This window comes from Colwellia sp. Arc7-D (assembly GCF_003061515.1).
In the GTDB taxonomy this organism is placed as follows: Bacteria; Pseudomonadota; Gammaproteobacteria; order Enterobacterales; family Alteromonadaceae; genus Cognaticolwellia.
This window is the reverse complement of sequence record NZ_CP028924.1, coordinates 261,926-282,299: the sequence shown is the minus strand read 5'-3', so window position 1 is coordinate 282,299 and position 20,374 is coordinate 261,926. Positions and strand designations below refer to the sequence as shown.

At 35.5% G+C, this 20,374-nt stretch carries 17 protein-coding genes; 13 read left to right on the top strand and 4 right to left on the bottom strand.

Annotation, left to right across the window (positions count from 1 at the left end; translation table 11 throughout):
* Positions 1-519: 519 nt before the first annotated feature.
* The 3 genes from DBO93_RS01190 to DBO93_RS01180 form a co-directional block, all read right to left on the bottom strand.
* Positions 520-1,215, bottom strand: a complete 696-nt coding sequence (locus DBO93_RS01190; RefSeq protein WP_108454696.1) for a glycosyltransferase family 2 protein — start codon at positions 1,213-1,215, stop codon at positions 520-522.
* 129 nt (positions 1,216-1,344) lie between these two features.
* Positions 1,345-3,315, bottom strand: a complete 1,971-nt coding sequence (locus DBO93_RS01185; RefSeq protein ID WP_108454695.1) for a tyrosine-type recombinase/integrase — start codon at positions 3,313-3,315, stop codon at positions 1,345-1,347.
* A gap of 104 nt (positions 3,316-3,419) precedes the next feature.
* The gene (locus DBO93_RS01180; protein ID WP_108454694.1) at positions 3,420-4,355 is read right to left on the bottom strand and encodes a glycosyltransferase; all 936 of its coding nucleotides are present in this window, start codon (positions 4,353-4,355) and stop codon (positions 3,420-3,422) included.
* Positions 4,356-4,588: 233 nt separating this feature from the next.
* Between DBO93_RS01180 and DBO93_RS01175 the strand changes: the two genes are divergently transcribed.
* The 8 genes from DBO93_RS01175 (at position 4,589) to DBO93_RS01140 (ending at position 12,828) form a co-directional block, all read left to right on the top strand.
* Positions 4,589-5,929, top strand: coding sequence for a phenylacetate--CoA ligase family protein (locus tag DBO93_RS01175; RefSeq protein WP_108454693.1), 1,341 nt, complete (start codon positions 4,589-4,591; stop codon positions 5,927-5,929).
* Positions 5,919-7,064 carry a glycosyltransferase gene (locus DBO93_RS01170; protein ID WP_108454692.1) on the top strand — a complete coding sequence of 382 codons (1,146 nt, stop codon included), beginning with the start codon at positions 5,919-5,921 and terminating at the stop codon, positions 7,062-7,064. The genes DBO93_RS01175 and DBO93_RS01170 overlap by 11 nt, the downstream gene beginning before the upstream one ends.
* Before the next feature lie 117 nt (positions 7,065-7,181).
* The gene (locus DBO93_RS01165) at positions 7,182-7,781 is read left to right on the top strand and encodes a polysaccharide deacetylase family protein (protein ID WP_239059062.1); all 600 of its coding nucleotides are present in this window, start codon (positions 7,182-7,184) and stop codon (positions 7,779-7,781) included.
* A complete protein-coding gene (locus tag DBO93_RS01160) occupies positions 7,781-8,974 on the top strand; it encodes a glycosyltransferase family 4 protein (protein ID WP_108454690.1) in 1,194 nt (397 codons plus the stop codon). Before DBO93_RS01165 ends, DBO93_RS01160 begins: the two co-directional genes overlap by 1 nt.
* A gap of 1 nt (position 8,975) precedes the next feature.
* The gene (locus DBO93_RS01155) at positions 8,976-9,500 is read left to right on the top strand and encodes a serine acetyltransferase (protein WP_108454689.1); all 525 of its coding nucleotides are present in this window, start codon (positions 8,976-8,978) and stop codon (positions 9,498-9,500) included.
* Complete coding sequence (locus tag DBO93_RS01150) at positions 9,500-10,672, top strand: glycosyltransferase family 2 protein (RefSeq protein WP_108454688.1); 1,173 nt, start codon at positions 9,500-9,502, stop codon at positions 10,670-10,672. Before DBO93_RS01155 ends, DBO93_RS01150 begins: the two co-directional genes overlap by 1 nt.
* A 71-nt stretch (positions 10,673-10,743) precedes the next feature.
* Complete coding sequence (locus DBO93_RS01145) at positions 10,744-11,838, top strand: hypothetical protein (RefSeq protein WP_239059061.1); 1,095 nt, start codon at positions 10,744-10,746, stop codon at positions 11,836-11,838.
* A gap of 3 nt (positions 11,839-11,841) precedes the next feature.
* Complete coding sequence (locus tag DBO93_RS01140; protein WP_108454686.1) at positions 11,842-12,828, top strand: polysaccharide deacetylase family protein; 987 nt, start codon at positions 11,842-11,844, stop codon at positions 12,826-12,828.
* A 142-nt stretch (positions 12,829-12,970) separates the two neighbouring features.
* On the opposite strand, the gene DBO93_RS01135 is transcribed toward DBO93_RS01140, so the two are convergent.
* Positions 12,971-14,380 carry a TIGR03013 family XrtA/PEP-CTERM system glycosyltransferase gene (locus DBO93_RS01135; protein WP_108454685.1) on the bottom strand — a complete coding sequence of 470 codons (1,410 nt, stop codon included), beginning with the start codon at positions 14,378-14,380 and terminating at the stop codon, positions 12,971-12,973.
* Between the two features lie 240 nt (positions 14,381-14,620).
* Here DBO93_RS01135 and DBO93_RS01130 point away from each other — a divergent pair, with 240 nt between their 5' ends.
* Genes DBO93_RS01130 through DBO93_RS01110 form a run of 5 tightly spaced genes read left to right on the top strand, consistent with a single transcriptional unit; the run spans position 14,621 to position 20,357 of the window.
* Complete coding sequence (locus DBO93_RS01130) at positions 14,621-15,244, top strand: XrtA/PEP-CTERM system exopolysaccharide export protein (RefSeq protein WP_239059060.1); 624 nt, start codon at positions 14,621-14,623, stop codon at positions 15,242-15,244.
* 38 nt (positions 15,245-15,282) lie between these two features.
* Positions 15,283-16,875: an XrtA system polysaccharide chain length determinant gene (locus tag DBO93_RS01125; protein ID WP_108454683.1), complete on the top strand. Its 1,593-nt coding sequence runs from the start codon at positions 15,283-15,285 to the stop codon at positions 16,873-16,875.
* A gap of 3 nt (positions 16,876-16,878) precedes the next feature.
* Positions 16,879-17,736: an XrtA-associated tyrosine autokinase gene (locus DBO93_RS01120; RefSeq protein WP_108454682.1), complete on the top strand. Its 858-nt coding sequence runs from the start codon at positions 16,879-16,881 to the stop codon at positions 17,734-17,736.
* A complete protein-coding gene (locus DBO93_RS01115; protein ID WP_108454681.1) occupies positions 17,699-19,321 on the top strand; it encodes a TIGR03016 family PEP-CTERM system-associated outer membrane protein in 1,623 nt (540 codons plus the stop codon). The genes DBO93_RS01120 and DBO93_RS01115 overlap by 38 nt, the downstream gene beginning before the upstream one ends.
* Positions 19,322-19,325: 4 nt before the next feature.
* Entirely contained in the window at positions 19,326-20,357 is a 1,032-nt protein-coding gene (locus DBO93_RS01110) for an XrtA/PEP-CTERM system-associated ATPase (RefSeq protein ID WP_108454680.1), read from the top strand.
* Positions 20,358-20,374: the final 17 nt, after the last annotated feature.

Below are 20,374 nucleotides of genomic sequence, written 5' to 3'. Positions count from 1 at the left end.
ATTGAAGCTTAATTAATCTTTAATAAATGCTGTGGCGCTTTAAGACTATAATAAATGTAAGTGGAACCCCTACAGTTCAAAAAAAGCCCCTAAGCCATGGCACCAAACTCAATACTATATAAAATAGAGTCAGTAACTATAGTAATCAAAATTAATACACAACAATTATTACTCAGAAAAGTTGTTTTCGCGTTAGTTTTTTCAGGGCTTATGGGATGTTTTGTGCCAAGAATGACTTACAATTAAAGCATAAAAAATTTGCATGGCAACACCACCGAGTCTCATAAGTGTATAACTTTTGGCTTTAATTCGTTTAAATTTTTATTTGTTATTTTTTTCTGCGATTTTACGTTTCGTTTTTTGCAGTGTATGCCAAATAAAATTTTGTACTACTTTTATGAACCACCCTTTTAATAAGAATGGAATATTTTTTTGTGTTCGATGTGTGCGAATAAAAGTATCACCCGCTAAATTATAAAAACCTGAAAAGATGTAAGATTTAGCATACCTTATGTGTAACTATTGCTTTATTAATGCCCAATTTGCACTTTTATTACGTGTTGCTGCAATGCTTTCAATTTTATTTAAGCAAACGACTTCAGCCTCATGCATTTTCTCATCGTTTAATGAGTAATTGTCACCATGAAAAACGTGTACCGCAAGGTAATCTGCAACAAAGTCGAATTCACACACCATGGCTAACTTAAGCCAAAGGTGCCAATCGTCTACTCCCATTAAAGCCCTGTCATCGTCAAAGCCATCAACTTGCTGTAAGTAACTTTTTCGAACAACTGCAGTACAGCAAGTTAGCATATTTAATTGAACTAATTGCTCAAACACTTTACCTTTGTGCTTGTTTTTAAAACCAGACTTTGATTGCTTTTGATACAAAATATAATCAGTAATAGCGCCACAGTAAACTAGGCCTACGCTATTATTTTTAAATAATGGTATTTGTTGACTAAGTTTTTTTGGTAGCCATAAGTCATCTTGATCACAAAAGGCGATAAAGTCACCTTTGGCTTGCGCAATACCGAAGTTTCTAGCATTTGCTACACCACCATTTTGATTAAAAAATGGCTTAATTCGTAAGTCTTGCATTGCAAGCTGGGTAGTAATAGCTTTTGAATTATCTTTGGAGCCATCATCAACCAAAATGAGTTCAATATTTTCGTAATCTTGAACTAATATCGATTGAACAGTTTTTCTAGGTATTGAGCATCGTTATATACGCTATACACTTTTCTAATCATGTTGCGGTTCGGTCTACGCTATATTGCTGATCAATTATAATTGCTGTTTATTTATCCTTAAAGTCAAGGCTGTAATTTGACACTAAATTAATTAACACTTACCTAAATGTATTGGATAAATAGTGCTAACTTCTGCTTGTTTCAACTGTGTGTTAACGCTGTTTTTACGGTAAAGCACTAACTGAGCAGGTTTAATATATCCTGCTATTTTTTCTAAATTATTCAATTTAACGCCTTGTTCCAACAAAAAAACAAGATAAGTATGTCGCAAGTTTTCTAGGCTAATGCCTTCTGGTTCAATTAACTCTGCGTCATGAGCGCTATTCGTGACTAAATACCCTAACTCTTCATGCGTATAACTTTGATCAAATATACTGTCTTGTATATTTTTATACTGAATAACTTCAGCAGCTAGCACGCAAACTTCAGGTGATAGTGCTATATTTCTGGCGAACGCCCCGTTAACTTTTAGCGTGTTTTTTTCTCCATCAAAGTCTAATAATTTAATTGCTAATAACTCTTCAATGTTGACCCCGCCTAACACTAACAAAATAACAAGTTGTCCCTGTTTGCTAGCAAAACCAACTAGTTTTTGACATTCGTTAGCACTTAACAATCGAAGATTTCCCGTGGTAGATTTTTGTTCAATCAGCGCTTGATTTTCGGAGGTTTGAGCCTCTTGTTGCTTAAGCATCTGACACTTATTACTCATGTCATGAGGAACTACGGTATAGTTTGAAAAAACTGTTGGTGCTTGTTTTTGTCGTACGATACAACTAAATAAAAATAACGCTAAAAGTGCTGCAACCGCCGATATTAAAAGGGCAATTAAAGAGTCTCTTTGATTATTAGGGGCAATAGGGTAGCTAGGCACAAACGGATATTCTAAAACGGTAAGCTTTGGTTTTCCTACCTGCAAAATTTCTTGCTCTAGCAAGCTATCTTTTAAGCCTTGTGCTTGTGTTACTAACTGATTTAAAGAATCGTTCATACGAATATATTCTTTTAAATTATAGTTAAAGGCTTGTGCTTCTGCATTTAGGGTATTGAGTTGTTTGCTTAAAATACTTACCTTCTCTTTTGCCACCAGCAAATTGTTTTTAGCTTCTTTTACGAAAAGCGTGTGACTTAATAGGCTGTCTTCTTCTAATTGATCTTGAAAATTTAAAAGCGACTTTTGCAACAAGATTATATTAGGATCTTTCTCCATATATTTGCGTGTGTATTTTTCAGATAATTCAGCAAGTTCATTTTCAATATTAACTATATTTTGCCTAACTATAGCTATAGCAGCTTCATCTTTAGGGTGCATAATTAAGCTTTTTTCTTTTTCCTCAAGGTTGATACGGTTAACTATCTCTTGCAGGTTAAGGTGGTCTTGCTCAGCTGTATGTAACAGTTTTTCTAATGATTTTACTTTATTCAAAATTTTATTTTCGTTACGCTCGAAAGATACAATATCGTTATCTTGACTAAAGTTAACTAATGCTGTTTTTTGCTGAGATATTTTTTCCTCTAGCGCCTTAAGCATGTTACTTAGTCTCAATATACTGTCAATATTATTGTTTTCATTTTCTCCGTTGAAAGCCTTCAGATATACCTCTAACCAAGCAGATAAAATCGGTTTCAATTGTTCAGGGTCACTTCCTGTTGCCTTTAAATTAATAATTTGGCCACTTTGCAACTCGACACTGAGCATGTTACTCAGTAATTCCACATTACTTTGTATACCGTAATTATGACGTATGCTGTAATTAACGGCTTTTAATATTCTATTACTGGTGAGGCGCTGCTGGTTTTGTAAACTGTCTAGCAATAAAGTAGAAGAAAATTTTCCACCGACCATCTGCACTGTGGAAAACTGAATAGTAGACTGACTCTGAAAAATACTTTCTCTCGTCCAGATAAAAATTAGCGATAAAATAAGGACAGATAAGAACGCACCTGCCAGCACTTTCCATTTTTTCGTTTGTAAAATTTCGTTTTGAACGTTGGAATCTAGTTCTTTATTATGAGCTTGATATACAGGTGATATTACATCTAAATTCCGATCAAAAGTCACTAGTTGATACTCGCTGGCGTGGTTTATGAAGTCAAAGCATGAAGGAATATTAAAAAGCTAACGTAGTCTAATATCATACTCAAAAAGGGTAGATATACAAGTCATTAACGCGTGAAAAAATTACGTTTAGTTTTTTGCAGTATATTCCAAACAAAATTTGGTACTACTTTTATGAACCACCCTTTTAATAAGAATGGAGTGTTTTTTTGTGTTCGATGTGCGCGAATAAAAGTATCACCCGCTAAATTATAAAAACCTGAAAAGATGTAAGATTTAGCATACCTTATGTGTAACTGTTGCTTTATTAATGCCCAATTTGCACTTTTATTACGTGTTGCTGCAATGCTTTCAATTTTATTTAAGCAAACGACTTCAGCCTCATGCATTTTCTCATCATTTAATGAGTAATTGTCACCATGAAAAACGTGTACCGCAAGGTAATCTGCAACAAAGTCGAATTCACACACCATGGCTAACTTAAGCCAAAGGTGCCAATCGTCTACTCCCATTAAAGCCCTGTCATCGTCAAAGCCATCAACTTGCTGTAAGTAACTTTTTCGAACAACTGCAGTACAGCAAGTTAGCATATTTAATTGAACTAATTGCTCAAACACTTTACCTTTGTGCTTGTTTTTAAAACCAGACTTTGATTGCTTTTGATACAAAATATAATCAGTAATAGCGCCACAGTAAACTAGGCCTACGCTATTATTTTTAAATAATGGTATTTGTTGACTAAGTTTTTTTGGCAGCCATAAGTCATCTTGATCACAAAAGGCGATAAAGTCACCTTGGGCTTTCGCAATACCGAAGTTCCTAGCATTTGCTACACCACCATTTTGATTAAAAAATGGCTTAATTCGTAAGTCTTGCATTGCAAGCTGGGTAATAATAGCTTTTGAATTATCTTTGGAGCCATCATCAACCAAAATGAGTTCAATATTTTCGTAATCTTGAACTAATATCGATTGAACAGTTTTTTCTAGGTATTGATCACCGTTATATACAGGCACAACAACAGAAACTAAAACTTGCGACACAAAACTTCCCTTTTATTTACTTATCTATGCTGTTCGCACAGACTATAATTTGAGCGGGACTTTGCCCACGGGTTCAGCGTATAAAATAGCCATAATAATGACTGTTTTTTTATTTCTGACAATTTAACTTTTTTATTATCTGAGAATATTACTATAAAAGTGTTACTTTCTATAATTAATTTGTTAAATTCAATCGATTAATGCTACTCATGATAACAGGATAATTTTTACTGATGTATACCTCAATTTTTCGTCATTTTTTAATGCCGACATATGAACTTCTTAAAGGTAAAAATCTTGTTGAACACATATCCAATTATGAACAACACTTATTGTGGACCCCTAAAGCGTTAGAGCAACATCAGTGGCAAGAGTTACGTAAACTACTTGAGCATGCCTTCGCACATACTAGCTTCTACCCCAAACTTTGGGCTAAGGTCGGCGTACATTCTATTGATGACATTACTTCAATGTCAGATTTTGCCAAATTACCTTTAATCACTAAAAGTGATATTACCGAGCATTATCAGGATATTGTTGCGACTAACTCAAGTCAAAACATCAAAAAGGCCACAGGTGGCTCGACCGGTCAACCATTTCGTTTTGAGCTAGATATAGACAGTAACACTCGTCGAGAAGCTATTATGTGGCGAGGTTATGGTTGGTTAGGTGCTGGCTTAGGACAAAAAACTTTATACCTTTGGGGGGCTGACATTGGTCAACCAACCTTATTGAAAAGTTTAAAAAATACGCTATATCATAGATTTTACAATAGGAAAATGCTTAATTCTTTCGCAATGAATTCTAACAATATGCATACCTATGTAGATGATATAAATAGTTATAGGCCTACCGCATTGGTTTCTTATGTAAATCCTTTATATGAATTAGCGCGCTATATTATTGCAGAAAAATTAACGGTATTTTCTCCAAAAACAATTCTGACAGGCGCAGAGCCATTACATGAATTTCAAAGAGAAGTTATCGAAAAAGCTTTTAATTGTGAAGTTTACGACACCTTTGGCTGTCGTGAATTTATGTTAATGTCAGCAGAATGCCAAGAACATAAAAATTTGCACATTAATAGTGACCATTTAGTGGTAGAAACTGTTAATGAAATGGAGCAGTCAATTACTGGTGAGTCTGGCGACTTAGTGGTTACCGATTTATATAATTATGGTATGCCGTTAATTCGATATGTTAATGGCGATAGAGCGACTTTAATTGACCAACCTTGTGGGTGCAAAAATCCTTTACCAATCATGAGTAGCATAGATGGTCGTAAACTCGACATTATTAAAACTGTGACGGGTAAATCAATTCCTGGCGAACTTTTTCCGCATTTATTTAAAGAATTTATTGGTATAGATAAATTTCAAGTTAAACAAAGTGACATAACGAGTTTACAGATATTGTTAATTACCAATAAGCACTTTACTGAACAAAACAAACTTGATATTGCCACCGAGATAAATAAATACGCAGACAATGAATTACAACTAGTGTTTAGCCAAGTTGATGAAATTCCGTTAACCGCCAGCGGAAAACATAGGGTTACCATTTGTGAAGTTTAACGAAGACAAACCATCTTTAGTTATATTAACTAATTTGTATCCGTCACCCTGGGAGCCTAACCGAGCAACATTTAACCGTCAGCAGTTTGCACAACTCGATGATGACTTTAACAAAAGTGTTTTGGTGCCAGTAGCTTTTCCAGATTGGTTTTCACATAGAAAAGAGTTTAAACAAACAGAAAGCTTACGATACGTACCTTATTTTTATCTGCCAAAATTTGGTCGCCGATTTTATAGCGCGATGATGTTTATCTCGATCATTTTGCACTCTGGCTTATGGTTAGTACGTAAAAAACCTAAAAAAATACTCGCAAGCTGGGCTTTTCCAGAAGCTGTAGCTGCTAGTTGGATTAGTAAGTTATTTAGCGCTGACTTCTATTTTAAAGTTCACGGTAGTGACATTAACTTGCATGGAAAAATTCCTGCCCGCGCTAAGCAAATTGTTAAGGCGAGTAAAAGCGCTTTAGGCATTTTGTCTGTTTCACAAGCTCTTGCTGATGAGATGATAACGATGGGGATAGATAAAGAAAAAATTCGTGTTATTTACAACGGCGTTGATCACCAAAAATTTCAATTTCAGCATGCTATAGCGAACAAACAATCCGACGATTATATTTTATATGTTGGCAATTTAAAGAAAGAGAAAGGTGTCATTGAATTAATTAAGGGATTTGCTGCAATTAGTAAAAAATACCCAACGCTTAAATTGTTATATGCTGGGCCAGGTAATTTACGCAGCGAACTTACAAACCAAGCAAAAGATTTAGCTATTAGTGACAAAGTTGTTTTATTAGGTGGTGTTGATCATAACCAATTACCTAAACTTATTAGCCAAGCTCGTATACTAGCCTTACCGAGTTATAACGAAGGTGTACCAAATGTTGTACTTGAAGCAATGGCTTGTGGCACTCCTGTTTTAGTAACAAATGTTGGTGGTATTCCTGAAGTTGTAAATGAAGAGGTTTGTGGCAAAATAATAGAAGCAAAAAGTTATTCGGCAGTATCTGAAGGTTTGGATTATATATTATCAACCACATGGAATAAGTCTAATATACAACTGCATAGCCAACAGTTCTCATGGCAAAACAATAAACGTCAACTGCTTAAAATGTTAATGAGTATTAATCAATGTTAACATTCAAAGGTATGATTATTACTTGTTACTGTTACAATGTAATTTTATCTAAATTTTAAATAACGGAACTCTATTTGAATGCTGCTTAAATTAAAATATCTTCTCAGGGCTATTATCTTGCCCGACCGTTTATTTTTGTTGAGCAAAACTCAAAAAGAAAAGACATTGTATTTAACTTTTGATGACGGACCTGTTCCAGGTGTTGTTGAGCGACTGCTTGATTTACTCGATAAATATCAAGTTAAAGTGACATTTTTTATTCTAGGTAGTCGCGCAGAAAAAAATCCTGATTTACTTCACGAGATACATAAACGCGCGCACACCCTTGCAAACCACTCGTATAGTCATCCAGAATTTCATAAAATTTCACATGCTGAAAAAATGATAGAAGTTGAAAAAACCAATTTAATTATCAAACAAATTACGGGTGAATCTTGTACATTATTTAGAGCACCTCAAGGCCGTTGGGATATGCATTTAATATTTGCACTGCTACTAAAAAAAATAACCGCCGTACATTGGAGCCGAGACTCTATGGACTTTTTAAAAGAGCCTGCAAATAAAATTGCAGATCGTTTTTTAGAACAACCGGTTAAGTCTGGTGATATAATTTTATTTCATGACGACCATGAGCGCTGTATTGATGCACTTGATGTATTAATTCCACAATGGCTTGCACAAGGTTATAGCTTTAGCGCACTGGAGAACAAACAATAGTGAATATACTATTTCATCATAGAACTCGCGGTAGAGGTGCAGAAGGTGTACATATTCGCGGAGTTGTTAAAGGCTTAAGACAGTTAAACAATAACGTTGATATTCTTTCACTACCTGGTGCAGAGCCTGAAGCGGAAGAAACAAATACAGCGACTGAACAAGTTAAGCAAGCACCAACAAAGAAAAGCAGCTTTTCTATACTTTCCGATCTTACAAAACATGTACCCGAGTTTGTATTCGAGCTTTTTGAGCTTGCGTTCAATTTAATCGCGGTAATACGCTTACGAAAAACCGTAAAAGAAAAAAATATAACCCTTATTTACGAACGTTATTCGTTATTTATGTTTTCTAGCGTTTGGTGGGCAAAACGTCATAATTTACCCATAGTGCTAGAAATTAATGACTCTTGCCAAGTTCAGCGGGTTCGTTCGTTAACTTTTAAAAAACTTGCTGCAAAAATAGAAGCTTGGATTTTTAAAAATGCGACAGGCCTAGTTTTTATTTCAACACGTTTTAAGGAAGTGGCAGAGCAAGCCTATGGTGAAATTGCCAATTCTGTTGTGTCACCCAATGGTGCTGATTTAGATAAATTTATTATTAATGAGTCTGAAGGTTCAGCATTAAGAAGTAAGTTAGGTATTGAAGATAAAATAGTTCTTGGTTATGTCGGGGCATTTGTTCATTGGCATGGGATTGACTGGTTTGTCGATTTAGTTTGTGAAAAATTAAAACAAACTCCTGATCTGGTTTTATTACTGGTTGGTGACGGTGTTGCTTTTGATGGAATTAAAAATAGAGTTATTGAAGCGGGTGTAGAATCACAGGTTATATTACCTGGTAAAGTTCCACATCATGAAGTTTCATCATTTTTATCAGCCATGGATTTAGGTATTTTACCTGATTCAAATGATTATGGCTCACCGATGAAATTATTTGAATTTATGGCCATGGGCAAAGGCATGATAGCGCCAGATTTTGGGCCTATCGCTGAGGTTGTTCAAGACAATAAAACAAGTTGGTTGTTTCCAGCAGGCGATCGACAAGCCTGTATAGATAAAGTTTTTGAAATTGTTAATGATAGAAATGCGCATAAAACCGTTAGCATAAATGCTCGTGACTATATAGAAAGAGAACGTCAATGGAAGCATAACGCTGAGCAGTTATTATCGCTCGTTCAACGAGATATAAATTAAAATGCGCGATTTAAAGGCCGACTTAAAAAGAAAACAACAAATTTTTGCCCAAGATGGTGCAGATGTCAGTATGCTGAGAATTTGGATGGCTGACGGTACAAGCGCTAATGTTTTGTATAGATGTATGCGTTGGTGTGCCACGCATAGACTTGGTTTATTGGCTTACTTTTTCCAATGGGCTAATAAATTTATAAATGGTTGTGTTATTGGCAGTGGTGCTAATTTCGCCTCTGGCTTCGTTATTATGCACCCAGTTGGTATCGTTATTAATTCTAAAGTGGTAGGTGGCAATAATATTACTTTAGAAAGTGGCGTGGTTATCGGTGATGAAAAGGGGCAGTCTCCCGTTTTAAAAAATAATATCTTTGTTGGTGCAGGCGCGAAGATTATTGGTTTGTTAACAGTTGAGGACGACGTAAAAATCGGTGCGAATGCTGTTCTAACTAAAAATGCAGATAAAGGTGCAACGATGCTGGGAATACCCGCCAAGGCATATGTAAAAAAAACTAACGGAGCAAACAATTAATGGAAACGTTATTTTGGGTTTGCATCGCTATAATTATTTACAGTTATTTTATCTATCCATTAATATTATTTACTTTTAGTGGCATTACTCAAGCTTTTAGCGACACTAAATATTTGTGGAGAAAGCGCCAACGACGAACAATAGACATTGAAAATTATCCTTCGGTTTCTATTATTATTGCTGCTTATAATGAAGAGTCTTGCATAAAAGCGCGAGTAGAAAACTTATTAAGCCTAGATTATCCAAAAGAAAAGTTAACGTTATTAATTGGTTCAGATGGTAGTCGTGATAAAACCGCCGAAATATTGTCGGAATTTGATAGCGAAAAACTGCAAATACATATATTTACAGAAAATCGTGGAAAGATGAGTGTTTTAAACGATTTAGTTGAAAAAACATCTGACGATATCATCATATTTTCTGACGCTAATACACATTTTCAAGCGGATACTATTCAGCAATTAACTCGCCACTTTAACAATGAAAAAATTGGCGCGGTATGTGGGGAACTTCATTTAGTTGATGGTGACACAGGCGACAATAAAGACAATGTATATTGGCGTTACGAACAAATTCTAAAATTTCACGAATCTAGAATGAACGCACTGCAAGGTGCCAATGGTGCTATTTATGCCATTAGAAAATCACTTTTTATTCCTTTACCTGCTAATACTATCGTTGATGACTTTCAAATAGCGATGAATGTTGCTAAGCAAGGCTTTCGTTTAGTTTATGACCCTGAAGCTATTGCCATTGAAGAAATAGCGCCTAACCTTACCGAGGAAGAAGGCAGAAGAGTACGTATTGGTTTAGGTAACTATCAAGCTTTTTTCAAGATGTATTGGGCCTTAAATCCTTTATTAGGTTGGCGTTTTGTCGCTTATTTTAGCCATAAAGTATGCCGCTGGTTTGTGCCACACTTAATGTTGATAGCCTTAGTTGCCAATGTTATGTTACTCGATAATATTTTTTATCAAATAGTCTTGGCGGCGCAATTAATATTTTATACTTTGGCTTTTTATGGCATAAAACAACAAGCAAAGGGTAAGAAAACATCAACGCTAATAGCACTTTTAGCATTTTTTGTAGCAATGAACCTGGCATTAATGCGCGGCTTTATTAAATATTTTAGTTCCAACGTGCAAGGAACTTGGCAAAGGACAACTCGCTAGTGATCATTTTATTTTTATTTTTCTTTATATTAGCTTCATACCTATTTTTTCTTATTTTAAAAAAGAAAAACATGCAAGAGTGGTTGCCACAATATATTAAGCAGCAAATGAGTAAGTCTTTGCACGATGATGCAAATACAAAACATATAATCTTCTCTTTTGTCGACCATTACGAGCCACAATGGGGCAAGCCGAATAGTATTGATATAGAACGTAGCCGTGTGGACCGTTGGTGCGCTGAGTACCCTGCAATGGCAAGTAAGCACGTTGACGCGAATGGTATACATCCACAACATACATTTTTCTATCCAGAGGAAGAGTATCGTGTTGAGCATTTAGATAAAATAGCTAAATTATGCCGTGAAGGTTTCGGTGAAATAGAAGTTCACTTACATCATGATAATGATACGTCTGAAAACTTAAGAGCTTCTATTACTCAGTTTTGTCATGTTTTACATAATGATCATGGCGCTTTGTCACACCACCCAGACACAGGTCAATTAATGTATGGCTTTATTCATGGTAATTGGACCTTAGATAACTCAGGTCATGACGGTAAACTTTGTGGTGTGAACGACGAACTTATTGTTTTAAAAGAAACCGGTTGTTACGCAGACTTTACTTACCCGTCGGCTCCACATGGTACGCAACCAAAAACAATTAACAGCATATATTACGCAAAAGATGATGCGCTTAAACCTAAATCTCATAATACAGGTGTTGATGTAAAAGTTGGTGGAAGTCCATGGGGTGATCTTATGATCGTTAATGGACCATTAATGCTTAATTGGAAAAAATTAAAAAAAGGAGTTTTCCCACAAATTGAAAACTCTGATATTCGAAAGGGTATGGAACCTACTGAAAAGCGTGTTGATTTATGGGTAGAAGCCAATGTTCATGTTAAAGGTAAACCTGATTGGGTATTCATTAAAGTTCATACCCATGGCACACAGGAAAGGGATATGGACGTTCTATTAGGGAAGCCTGTCGATGATATGTTTTCTTATTTAGAGGCTAAATATAACGATGGTGAACGTCACCAATTGCATTACGTTAATAGTAGGGAAATGTTCAATATGATTAAAGCAGCTGAAGCCAATGAGATTGGCTCTCCTCACCAATATCGTGATTATATTTTACCAAAACCTAGTTTTATTGCGAAATAGCTCATGCTACTTAAGAAAGTTAAAACCAGATTATTTCGTCATCTAGGCATGACGAAAACATTATGGCATTACCGTAAAAATGGCATATATTGCTTTAATTTTCACCGCATAGGTGACGCTGAAAAATGCAAGTACGATCCTAATGTATTTTCATGTAATGCTGACGACTTAGAAAAACATCTTCATTTTATCAAACATAATTTTGAGATTATCGATCAAAAGCACTTTATTGAATTAGCAAATAATGGCCAAGTAATTAACAAAAAATTCGCCTATATAACCTTTGATGATGGTTACTTAGATAACTACGAATTGGCTTTTCCTATTTTAAGTACTATGAATATTCCGGCAACTTTCTTTGTCGCTACAGGGTTGATAGAATCAAAAGTAATACCATGGTGGGATGAAATATCTTGGCATATAAGACAGTCTAACTTAAATGAGCTTAGATTATCTTCGTGGAATAAAACGATCGTATTATCAGCAAAAACGATTAACAAAAGTATTCAAGAAGTGTTGAGTCAATTTAAATCGACATCGACACCTATAGAGGCGCAGTTAGTAGAATTGCGTGAGAAAACGGGCTTAATACTATCAGACTATGTAAGTGAATTTTTGAGCTGGGATAATATAGTCGAAATGGACTCTGCCGGTATGACTATTGGCGCACATTCGCATTCTCATCGGATATTTTCTAGCTTAAGTGCAAAAGAACTGTCACATGAATTATATCACGCAAAAATGTTGTTAGAAGAAAAACTAACTAGCAAAGTACTTTCCATTTCTTACCCTGTTGGTAATGCGTCAACATATAACAAATACATGTTTGACGAAATAGAAAGCCAAGGTTATCAACTTGCCTTCTCTTTTCGTTACTTTATCAACCAACAAGTAAGCACCAACAAGTTTCAATTAGGAAGGTTTTCTATTTCTGAACCATTTGATGAGATTAGATTTATGGAGTTATGTCTTAATGCTCCTACACTTTAGTTTTAAAACTATTGTATTTTAGCTGTCTGACTTCAACTGTTAGCTATCAAGAATGAACTTTCAGATTTGAGTTACCAACCATCAACGTTAAGATCTCAATTAAAAGAAATATCTTCACATCACAGATGATTGGTAGCCTATATTACCTTCCTTTGCCAAACAACACTATTTCTACGGTTCTTATTAATATAAGTAAATCCAACATAAAACTGCGATGTTTAATGTAGTACAAATCGTATTTAAGTTTTTCTAAAGAGTCTTTTTCTGTTGCACCGTAAGGGTATTTAAGTTGTGCCCAACCGGTTAAACCAGGTTTAACATTATGACGCTCATTATAATATGGAATGTTTTTAATTAGCTGTTGAACGAATTGAGGGCGCTCTGGGCGAGGCCCAACAAACCCCATATCTCCAACCATTACATTATAAATTTGTGGCAATTCGTCAATGCGATATTTACGAATAGCTTTACCAATACGTGTTGTTCTATCATCATCTTTGGCCGCCATTTGCGCGCCATTTTTCTCTGCATCGATTCGCATGCTTCTAAATTTAACAATATTAAATGCTTGTCCATCCAAACCTACGCGCTCTTGCGAATAGAATATAGGTGCTTTCATGCCATCTTCAAGCTTGATTAACAATGCAGTGATAAGCATTACAGGCCATGTAACAAGAAATAAGAAGAAGCCCATAGCCGCGTTAAAAATCCAATCGAGAGTGTTTCGTAAATGATTAGCAGAAGCAAAACCATTGGAATATATAACCCAGCTCGGATAAATTAAGTTAACCGCAATCTGGCCTGTTTCACGCTCAATAAAGTCGAGAATTTCGGTTATTTCAACACCTCTAATTTTACAGGCAAAAAGTTCGTCAACTGGCAAATTTTCTCGACGCTCATCATTGGCAACAACGATTTCATCAATTTGATGTTCAAGGGCGTAATTTACCAACGAGCAGTCTAAATTAATTCTATTTTCGTTGACAATGCCATGATCCGCATCACCGTTCATAACCACAAAACCGTGCATGAAAAAACCTTGACGATCAACGTCGCGACGCATACGTTTTTCTATGATTGAGGCTCTTTCACCTGCCCCTAGTACCAAAATATTACGCTTGTTAAAACCAAAAAAATCTATTTGTAATGTAAAGTACCTAACACCACAGACCAAAAATAAGCTTGCTAATGAAGCAACCGCAAGTAACTCAATGGCTAAAGATCCTGAACCGTAAAATGGGTTAACTAATGAAACAATGAAAAAACCTATCGCTATCGAAACAAGTAACCTTCTAATGACACCTCTTAAGTTTTCTCTTAATTTAGAGTCATAAAGCCCCATGGCTAAGCATGATAACTGTACTACTAAAGCAAAAACCACAGAATGTATAAATAAAATGTTCATCGGTATGCTTTGCGTATCATGTACTACAAACTGAAAGACTTTATTTAAGTATAAGCTGAGCAAAAGTGCGCCAGCAAAGCAGACAAACTCGATTAAGACTAAAGACTTACTACCCGCAGATAAATCACGAAATTTAGGGCTAGACATTAGGTAAGAAAATTCCTTTCTAGTGAGAAAAAATAGTTCAGTAATAGATGTTTTTATTTTTTAAGCTGTATATTAGAATTGATTCACTGCTAAATGTAAACAATAGACTAATTTAAATACAACAATTACAATCCGATTACAGAAATTAATAATGTGCATCAATTGTGAAAATCAAATACAATCAATCAGCTTATATAAAAATCGGTTGTAAATAATAAGGTTAAAACCATGGAAAAACGCATGACTAATACATTAAAAGCGATTCTATTTCTATCTCTTGGTTACATTTTAACTGGGTGCAGCTCAGCTACATTACCAACTGCCAAGCTTCATCAGTCAAATACTGTTGATGTAGACTCATACAAATATTTAATTGGTGCCGGCGATGTCGTTAATATTTTTGTCTGGCGCAACCCTGAAGTTTCAGGCACGTTTGTCGTTCGCCCAGATGGTATGATAACCACGTCACTGGTAGAAGACATACCTGTATCAGGGAAAACACCAACAGAGCTTGCTCGCTCTATTGAAACCATACTAGGAACATATTTACGCGAGCCCGTCGTTACGGTAACAGTAAATAATTTTGTTGGACCTTTTAGTGAGCAAATTCGTATTATTGGTGAAGCAGCCCAGCCTCAATCGGTAAATTATATTCAACATATGACATTATTAGACGTTATGATCCGTGTCGGTGGCTTAACCGAATTTGCCAATGGTAACGGTGCAATACTCGTACGAATAGAAAATGGCATACAAAAGCAATACGACATATTTATTGAAGACTTAATTAAAAATGGGGAAATATTGGCTAACGTTGATGTATTACCTGGCGATATTATTGTAATACCTGAAACATGGTTTTAAACGCAATACCTTTTTTTTACCTGTTTTAGAGGTCAGGAATGCAAGAAATTATAGAACTAATTGTAGATTATCTTAAAGGAATATGGCTTAAACGTCGTTTTATTATTATATCCACTTGGTTAATATGTCCTGTGGCATGGGTTTATATTTCTCAACTCGATAATGTTTATGAGTCTGATGCTAGAATCTACGTTGACACTCAATCTGTGCTTGGCCCACTGCTAAAAGGATTAACCGTTAAGACTAATCCTGAAGTGCAAATTCGACTAATGATTAAGACACTGTTAAGTCGCCCAAATTTAGAGCGCATTACCCGTATGACTGATCTCGACGTGCAGGCTAGCACCCCAGAAGCTTATGAGTCATTAATTGATGGATTAAAGTCTAAAATAAAGATTAGAAAAACAGGTGGTCGAAGCGACAATATATATACTATTACCTACGAAGATAAAAATCCTGAAATGGCGAAAAATGTAGTTAATTCAGCTTTAACTGTATTTATAGAAAATACTTTAGGTGAAAATCGTAGCGATTCTAATTCAGCCCAGAAATTTATAAGTACTCAAATTAAAGACTACGAAAATCGGTTATTAGCTTCTGAGTCTAGATTAACTGAATTTAAACAAAAATATAGCGGTGTTTTACCTGGTCAATATGGTGGTTATTATCAAAAGTTAAATATTGTTAAGGAACAGCTCAAAATTACCGAGTTAAATTTACTTGAGCAAGAAACTCAATTAAAGTCCGCAAAAGCACAATTGAGTTCTTCGCCGTCAAGTAGCGATAATGCCCAAAATAATATTATGAACTCAAATAGTATTCAAACCACTTATGACGAGCGTATTGCTGAATTAGAAGCCACTTTAGATTCGTTACAATTGCGTTACACTGAAATGCATCCCGACGTAAAAGAAGTTAAACGTAGACTTGATCACCTGAATAACCAACGTTCTCAAGAGATTAGTGAATATTTAAATGCGACTAGTGGTAGTGATAACAATAAGCTCTCAACCAGTCAAAATCCTGTTATTCAACAATTACAAATACAAGTAAATCAATTAGAAAATTTAGTCGCCTCAACCACGGTTCGAGTGAATAATTATCGTAAGCAAGTTAATGAACTAGAAAGTAAAATTCATATACTGCCGGAAATAGAAGCTGAGTTAACCTCGCTTAATCGCGGTTATGAAATTACTAAAAGTAAATATGAGGAATTACTCAATCGTCAGGAAACAGCGCAATTAGCACAACAAGCAGATGAAACTACGAACCCAATACAGTTTAGGGTTATTGATCCTCCGAGAGCTTCAACAGAGCCTGTTGGTCCGAAACGTCTATTGTTTTTAGTAGGTTCTACTGTCTTTGCTTTTGGTGTTGGTGTTGCCCTTTCACTATTATTTAGCCAAATTAATCCCGTGGTAACTTCTAGTAGCCAAGTATCAAAAGTTACTGGTATACCAGTATTTGGTATCGTATCTGCGACAGAAAATCTTGGCCTGAAGCGTTGGCATAAAAGGAAAACAATATTTTTTATTATTTCTAATAGTCTGTTATTAATATTATTGGCATTTTTTATGCTTTATGCCATAGCGCCCGATGTTATATTAGCGCCGATTAGAGGGGTTTTATAACTTATGAGCATTATTGAAAAAGCGTTAGCCAAACAGCAGCAGAAAAACACGGATGAATCTGTTACTTCTGACCAAGCATCTCCGCAAGAGCAAGTTAAAAACCAGGCTGTAGATGTAGCGTCAAAGACTATATTGGCACTTGATAAAACAAGCCTAGCAGAGCGTGGTTACTTAATTGATAACGGCACCCGAAAAAGTATAAAAGACGAGTTTAGACAAATTAAGCGTAAATTGCTCAACAATGCGTTTGGTAAAGCATCAAAAACTTTGCACCATAGTAATTTAATTATGGTTAGTAGTGCAAAACCCAATGAAGGTAAAACTTTTGTTGCTATAAACTTAGCCTTAAGCATTGCCTTAGAACAAGATAAAACCGTACTACTTATTGATGCTGATGTTTTGCGCCCCAGTGTTGTTCGTGAATTAGGTGTTCAAGATAATCTAGGTATTATTGACTATTTATTGGGTGAATCAGAACAAGTAAGCGATATAATTTACGACACAGATATAGATAAACTAAAGTTAATACCTGCAGGGAAACCACACCATTTATCTAATGAATTGTTAGCCAGCGAAAAAATGGCAAAATTTGCTACTGAATTAGCTAACCGTTACCCTGATCGTATCGTTATTTTTGACTGCCCGCCCTTGATAGGCACCACAGAAACACTAGTATTGGCAAACTTAATGGGACAAGCCCTGATAGTTGTTGAAGAGTCAAAAACTTCAATTGCTGATATAAAAGCAGCAACAGAACACCTCAATGAAAATTTAGCTTTGGGGCTAGTACTTAATAAAGCAATAAGATCTCATAAGGATTTGTATGGCTACTACGGCTATGGGTATGGCACACAAAACTAGACTCAGTGTCGTTTGTGTTGCATTAGTTTGCTCTAATTTTGCTTTTGCAGGTGACTGGCAATTTGATCCCAACATTACAATTGATGAAACCTATTCTGATAACGTTGGTTTAACTACTATCAATGAACAATCTAGCTTGGTAACCCAAGCTGGTTTAAGTTTAGCTTCCACCTATAAAGCGCAACAGGCAGTATTTAATTTTTCATCTCAAAGTACTTATGCTTTATATAGTCATAACCATGACCTTGATAAAGACTATCACACTCTAGCGAGTGATTTAAGACTCGAACTTTGGCCCAACGGTATTGTTGCTTACGCTGGGGTAAACGTTTCGAATCAATCACGTAATCAAAGTAGAAATGCCTTAGCTGATATTGTTTCTGGTGATACCGTTCAGGTAGAAACTTATAACGGTGGTCTTGAATATAATATCAATAATAGTGCTTATACTATTAACTCTTCACTCGGTTTTTCACAAACTAACTCAGAAGATAATATTGGCAATCGAGATAGTGTAATAATTAAATTAAACAGTACAAATGGTAGAGGTGCTCGACATGTTTTTTGGGAAATGCAGCATAATTATCAAGAGCTAACTAATGATGAACTCAAGGGCGAGCAAAGCCAAAGTGAAGCCATACTTGGCTTGATCACTGATTATAGCCTTAACCCCTATTTTCGTTATTATAACGAGGAAAATAGTGGCGATATTAACACTTCAAATCGTTCATTAGAGTCAAACTCTTACGGCTTAGGTGTTCGCTGGTTAATTTCGCCAAGACTGCGCTTAGATGCATCCTATAATGAGCCAATTGGCAATAATTTAGACGTAGACGGCGATGAACAAAAAGCCTATGTTAATGCCGCTATGCAATGGCAACCCTCACCTCGTACAAAGTTTTCGGCAAACATTTCTGAGCGTTTTTATGGTACCAGTTATGGACTTGACTTGACCCATAGAAATAGGCGCTTAACAAACACCCTGAGTTATGTGGAAGATATTCAAACTTTTACCCGTAATAACTTTGTTGCAAACGTTGTTGGCTTCTATTTTTGTCCTACAGGTAATCTAACTGCAATTGAAGATTGTATTATCAAGGATGATACAAGCATTTTTCCTAACAACCCTAACACCCCAGATAACCCAGGCTTGCAAATAGTACCGATACAAAATTTTACCCTAGCAGAAGATAATGTTTATTCACTCAATAAAACTTTGAGCTGGACCTCTACACTTAGCCTGCCTCGCACAACAATTAGTATTAATACTAATCAGCAAAATAGAGAGAACCTTGAAAGCCGTATTGAAGACGAATCAAGTGGAGCAAGTTTTAACATTAAGCGCAATGTAAGTGGCCGTTCTAGTGTTAGTCTAGACTTATCTTATACAGGGTCAAATTTACAAATTGATACTGAGTTTGAGCGAACAGATCATTATCGACGTTATCAACTGAGTTACGATAGATCAATTAATAGCGAACTATCGATTAGTTTAAAATTGAGCCACCTGAACAGAGGCTCTGATAACGCGCTTTTAAATTACGAAGAAGGCCGCGTTAGCGCCAAAATAACCAAAGGTTTTTAGCAGTATGTATGAAAATTACTATGGTTTTAAAGAAAGACCGTTTCAATTAAGCCCAGATCCAAGATTTTTTTTCGCTTCTAGTCATCATCAACGCGCCTTGTCTTACCTACAATATGGTTTAGATCAAGGTGAAGGCTTTATTGTGGTAACCGGACCCATTGGTACCGGAAAAACGACTATTGCCCGCAATTTACTTAATAACTTAGCGGACAAAAGTATTGTTGCTGCACAGCTTGTTACCACTAAACTTAACCCTCAAGAATTGCTCGAGTTAGTAGTTTCCGAATTTAATATTACTGTTGAAGGTAATAGCAAAGCTGATTTACTGCAAGGTATTGAGAAGTTTCTTATTCAATTACATCAACAAGGAAAGCGTGCATTATTAATTGTTGATGAAGCACAAAACCTGCCAAGTGAAACCGTAGAAGAGTTACGTATGTTGTCTAATTTCCAGTTAGATAATAAACCTTTGATTCAAAGTTTTTTACTCGGTCAAGAAGAACTTAAAGGCATTATTCAAGCACCAAATATGGAGCAATTTCGTCAACGTATTATTGCTTCTGCACATTTAAAGCCTTTATCAAAAGAAGAAGTTAAGAAATATATTAACCATCGATTACATCAAGCAGGTTGCAATAAAGAAGATTTGTTTTCTGATGCAGCCTTTGAACTTATTCATGAGAAGACTTTAGGTGTACCACGAAAAATTAATATTTTTGTTGATAGATTACTTTTGTTCGGCTTTTTAGAAGAGCTCAAAAGTATAAACTCAGCGGCGATTAATGAAGTAGCTAAAGAAATGGAAGTAGAGCTAACGGGTTCATTAAACGCGGCAGAATTGGCCAGTAATGAACCAAACCAAGTAGTTGTTAATTCCTCTGAGAAAGTAGAGAGTATCAAAGAAATTTTACGTGAAGTAGAAGAAATATTAGAAGGAAATATCAAACAAAAAATAAAAATGGCGCGTTATGTCGATAAAATGCTTAAACATAAAAGCCGTATTTACACTGATACAGATACCAGTACCGAAGAATAGTAATCTAATATTAAAAT

What these genes read in the sequence shown, in the direction of transcription:
- DBO93_RS01175 (WP_108454693.1), top strand. Translation starts at nt 4,589, where the DNA reads ATGTATACCTCAATTTTTCGTCATTTTTTAATGCCGACATATGAACTT.
- DBO93_RS01155 (WP_108454689.1), top strand. Translation starts at nt 8,976, where the DNA reads ATGCGCGATTTAAAGGCCGACTTAAAAAGAAAACAACAAATTTTTGCC.
- DBO93_RS01150 (WP_108454688.1), top strand. Translation starts at nt 9,500, where the DNA reads ATGGAAACGTTATTTTGGGTTTGCATCGCTATAATTATTTACAGTTAT.
- DBO93_RS01145 (WP_239059061.1), top strand. Translation starts at nt 10,744, where the DNA reads ATGCAAGAGTGGTTGCCACAATATATTAAGCAGCAAATGAGTAAGTCT.
- DBO93_RS01140 (WP_108454686.1), top strand. Translation starts at nt 11,842, where the DNA reads ATGCTACTTAAGAAAGTTAAAACCAGATTATTTCGTCATCTAGGCATG.
- DBO93_RS01135 (WP_108454685.1), bottom strand. Translation starts at nt 14,380, where the DNA reads ATGTCTAGCCCTAAATTTCGTGATTTATCTGCGGGTAGTAAGTCTTTA.
- DBO93_RS01130 (WP_239059060.1), top strand. Translation starts at nt 14,621, where the DNA reads ATGACTAATACATTAAAAGCGATTCTATTTCTATCTCTTGGTTACATT.
- DBO93_RS01125 (WP_108454683.1), top strand. Translation starts at nt 15,283, where the DNA reads ATGCAAGAAATTATAGAACTAATTGTAGATTATCTTAAAGGAATATGG.
- DBO93_RS01120 (WP_108454682.1), top strand. Translation starts at nt 16,879, where the DNA reads ATGAGCATTATTGAAAAAGCGTTAGCCAAACAGCAGCAGAAAAACACG.
- DBO93_RS01115 (WP_108454681.1), top strand. Translation starts at nt 17,699, where the DNA reads ATGGCTACTACGGCTATGGGTATGGCACACAAAACTAGACTCAGTGTC.
- DBO93_RS01110 (WP_108454680.1), top strand. Translation starts at nt 19,326, where the DNA reads ATGTATGAAAATTACTATGGTTTTAAAGAAAGACCGTTTCAATTAAGC.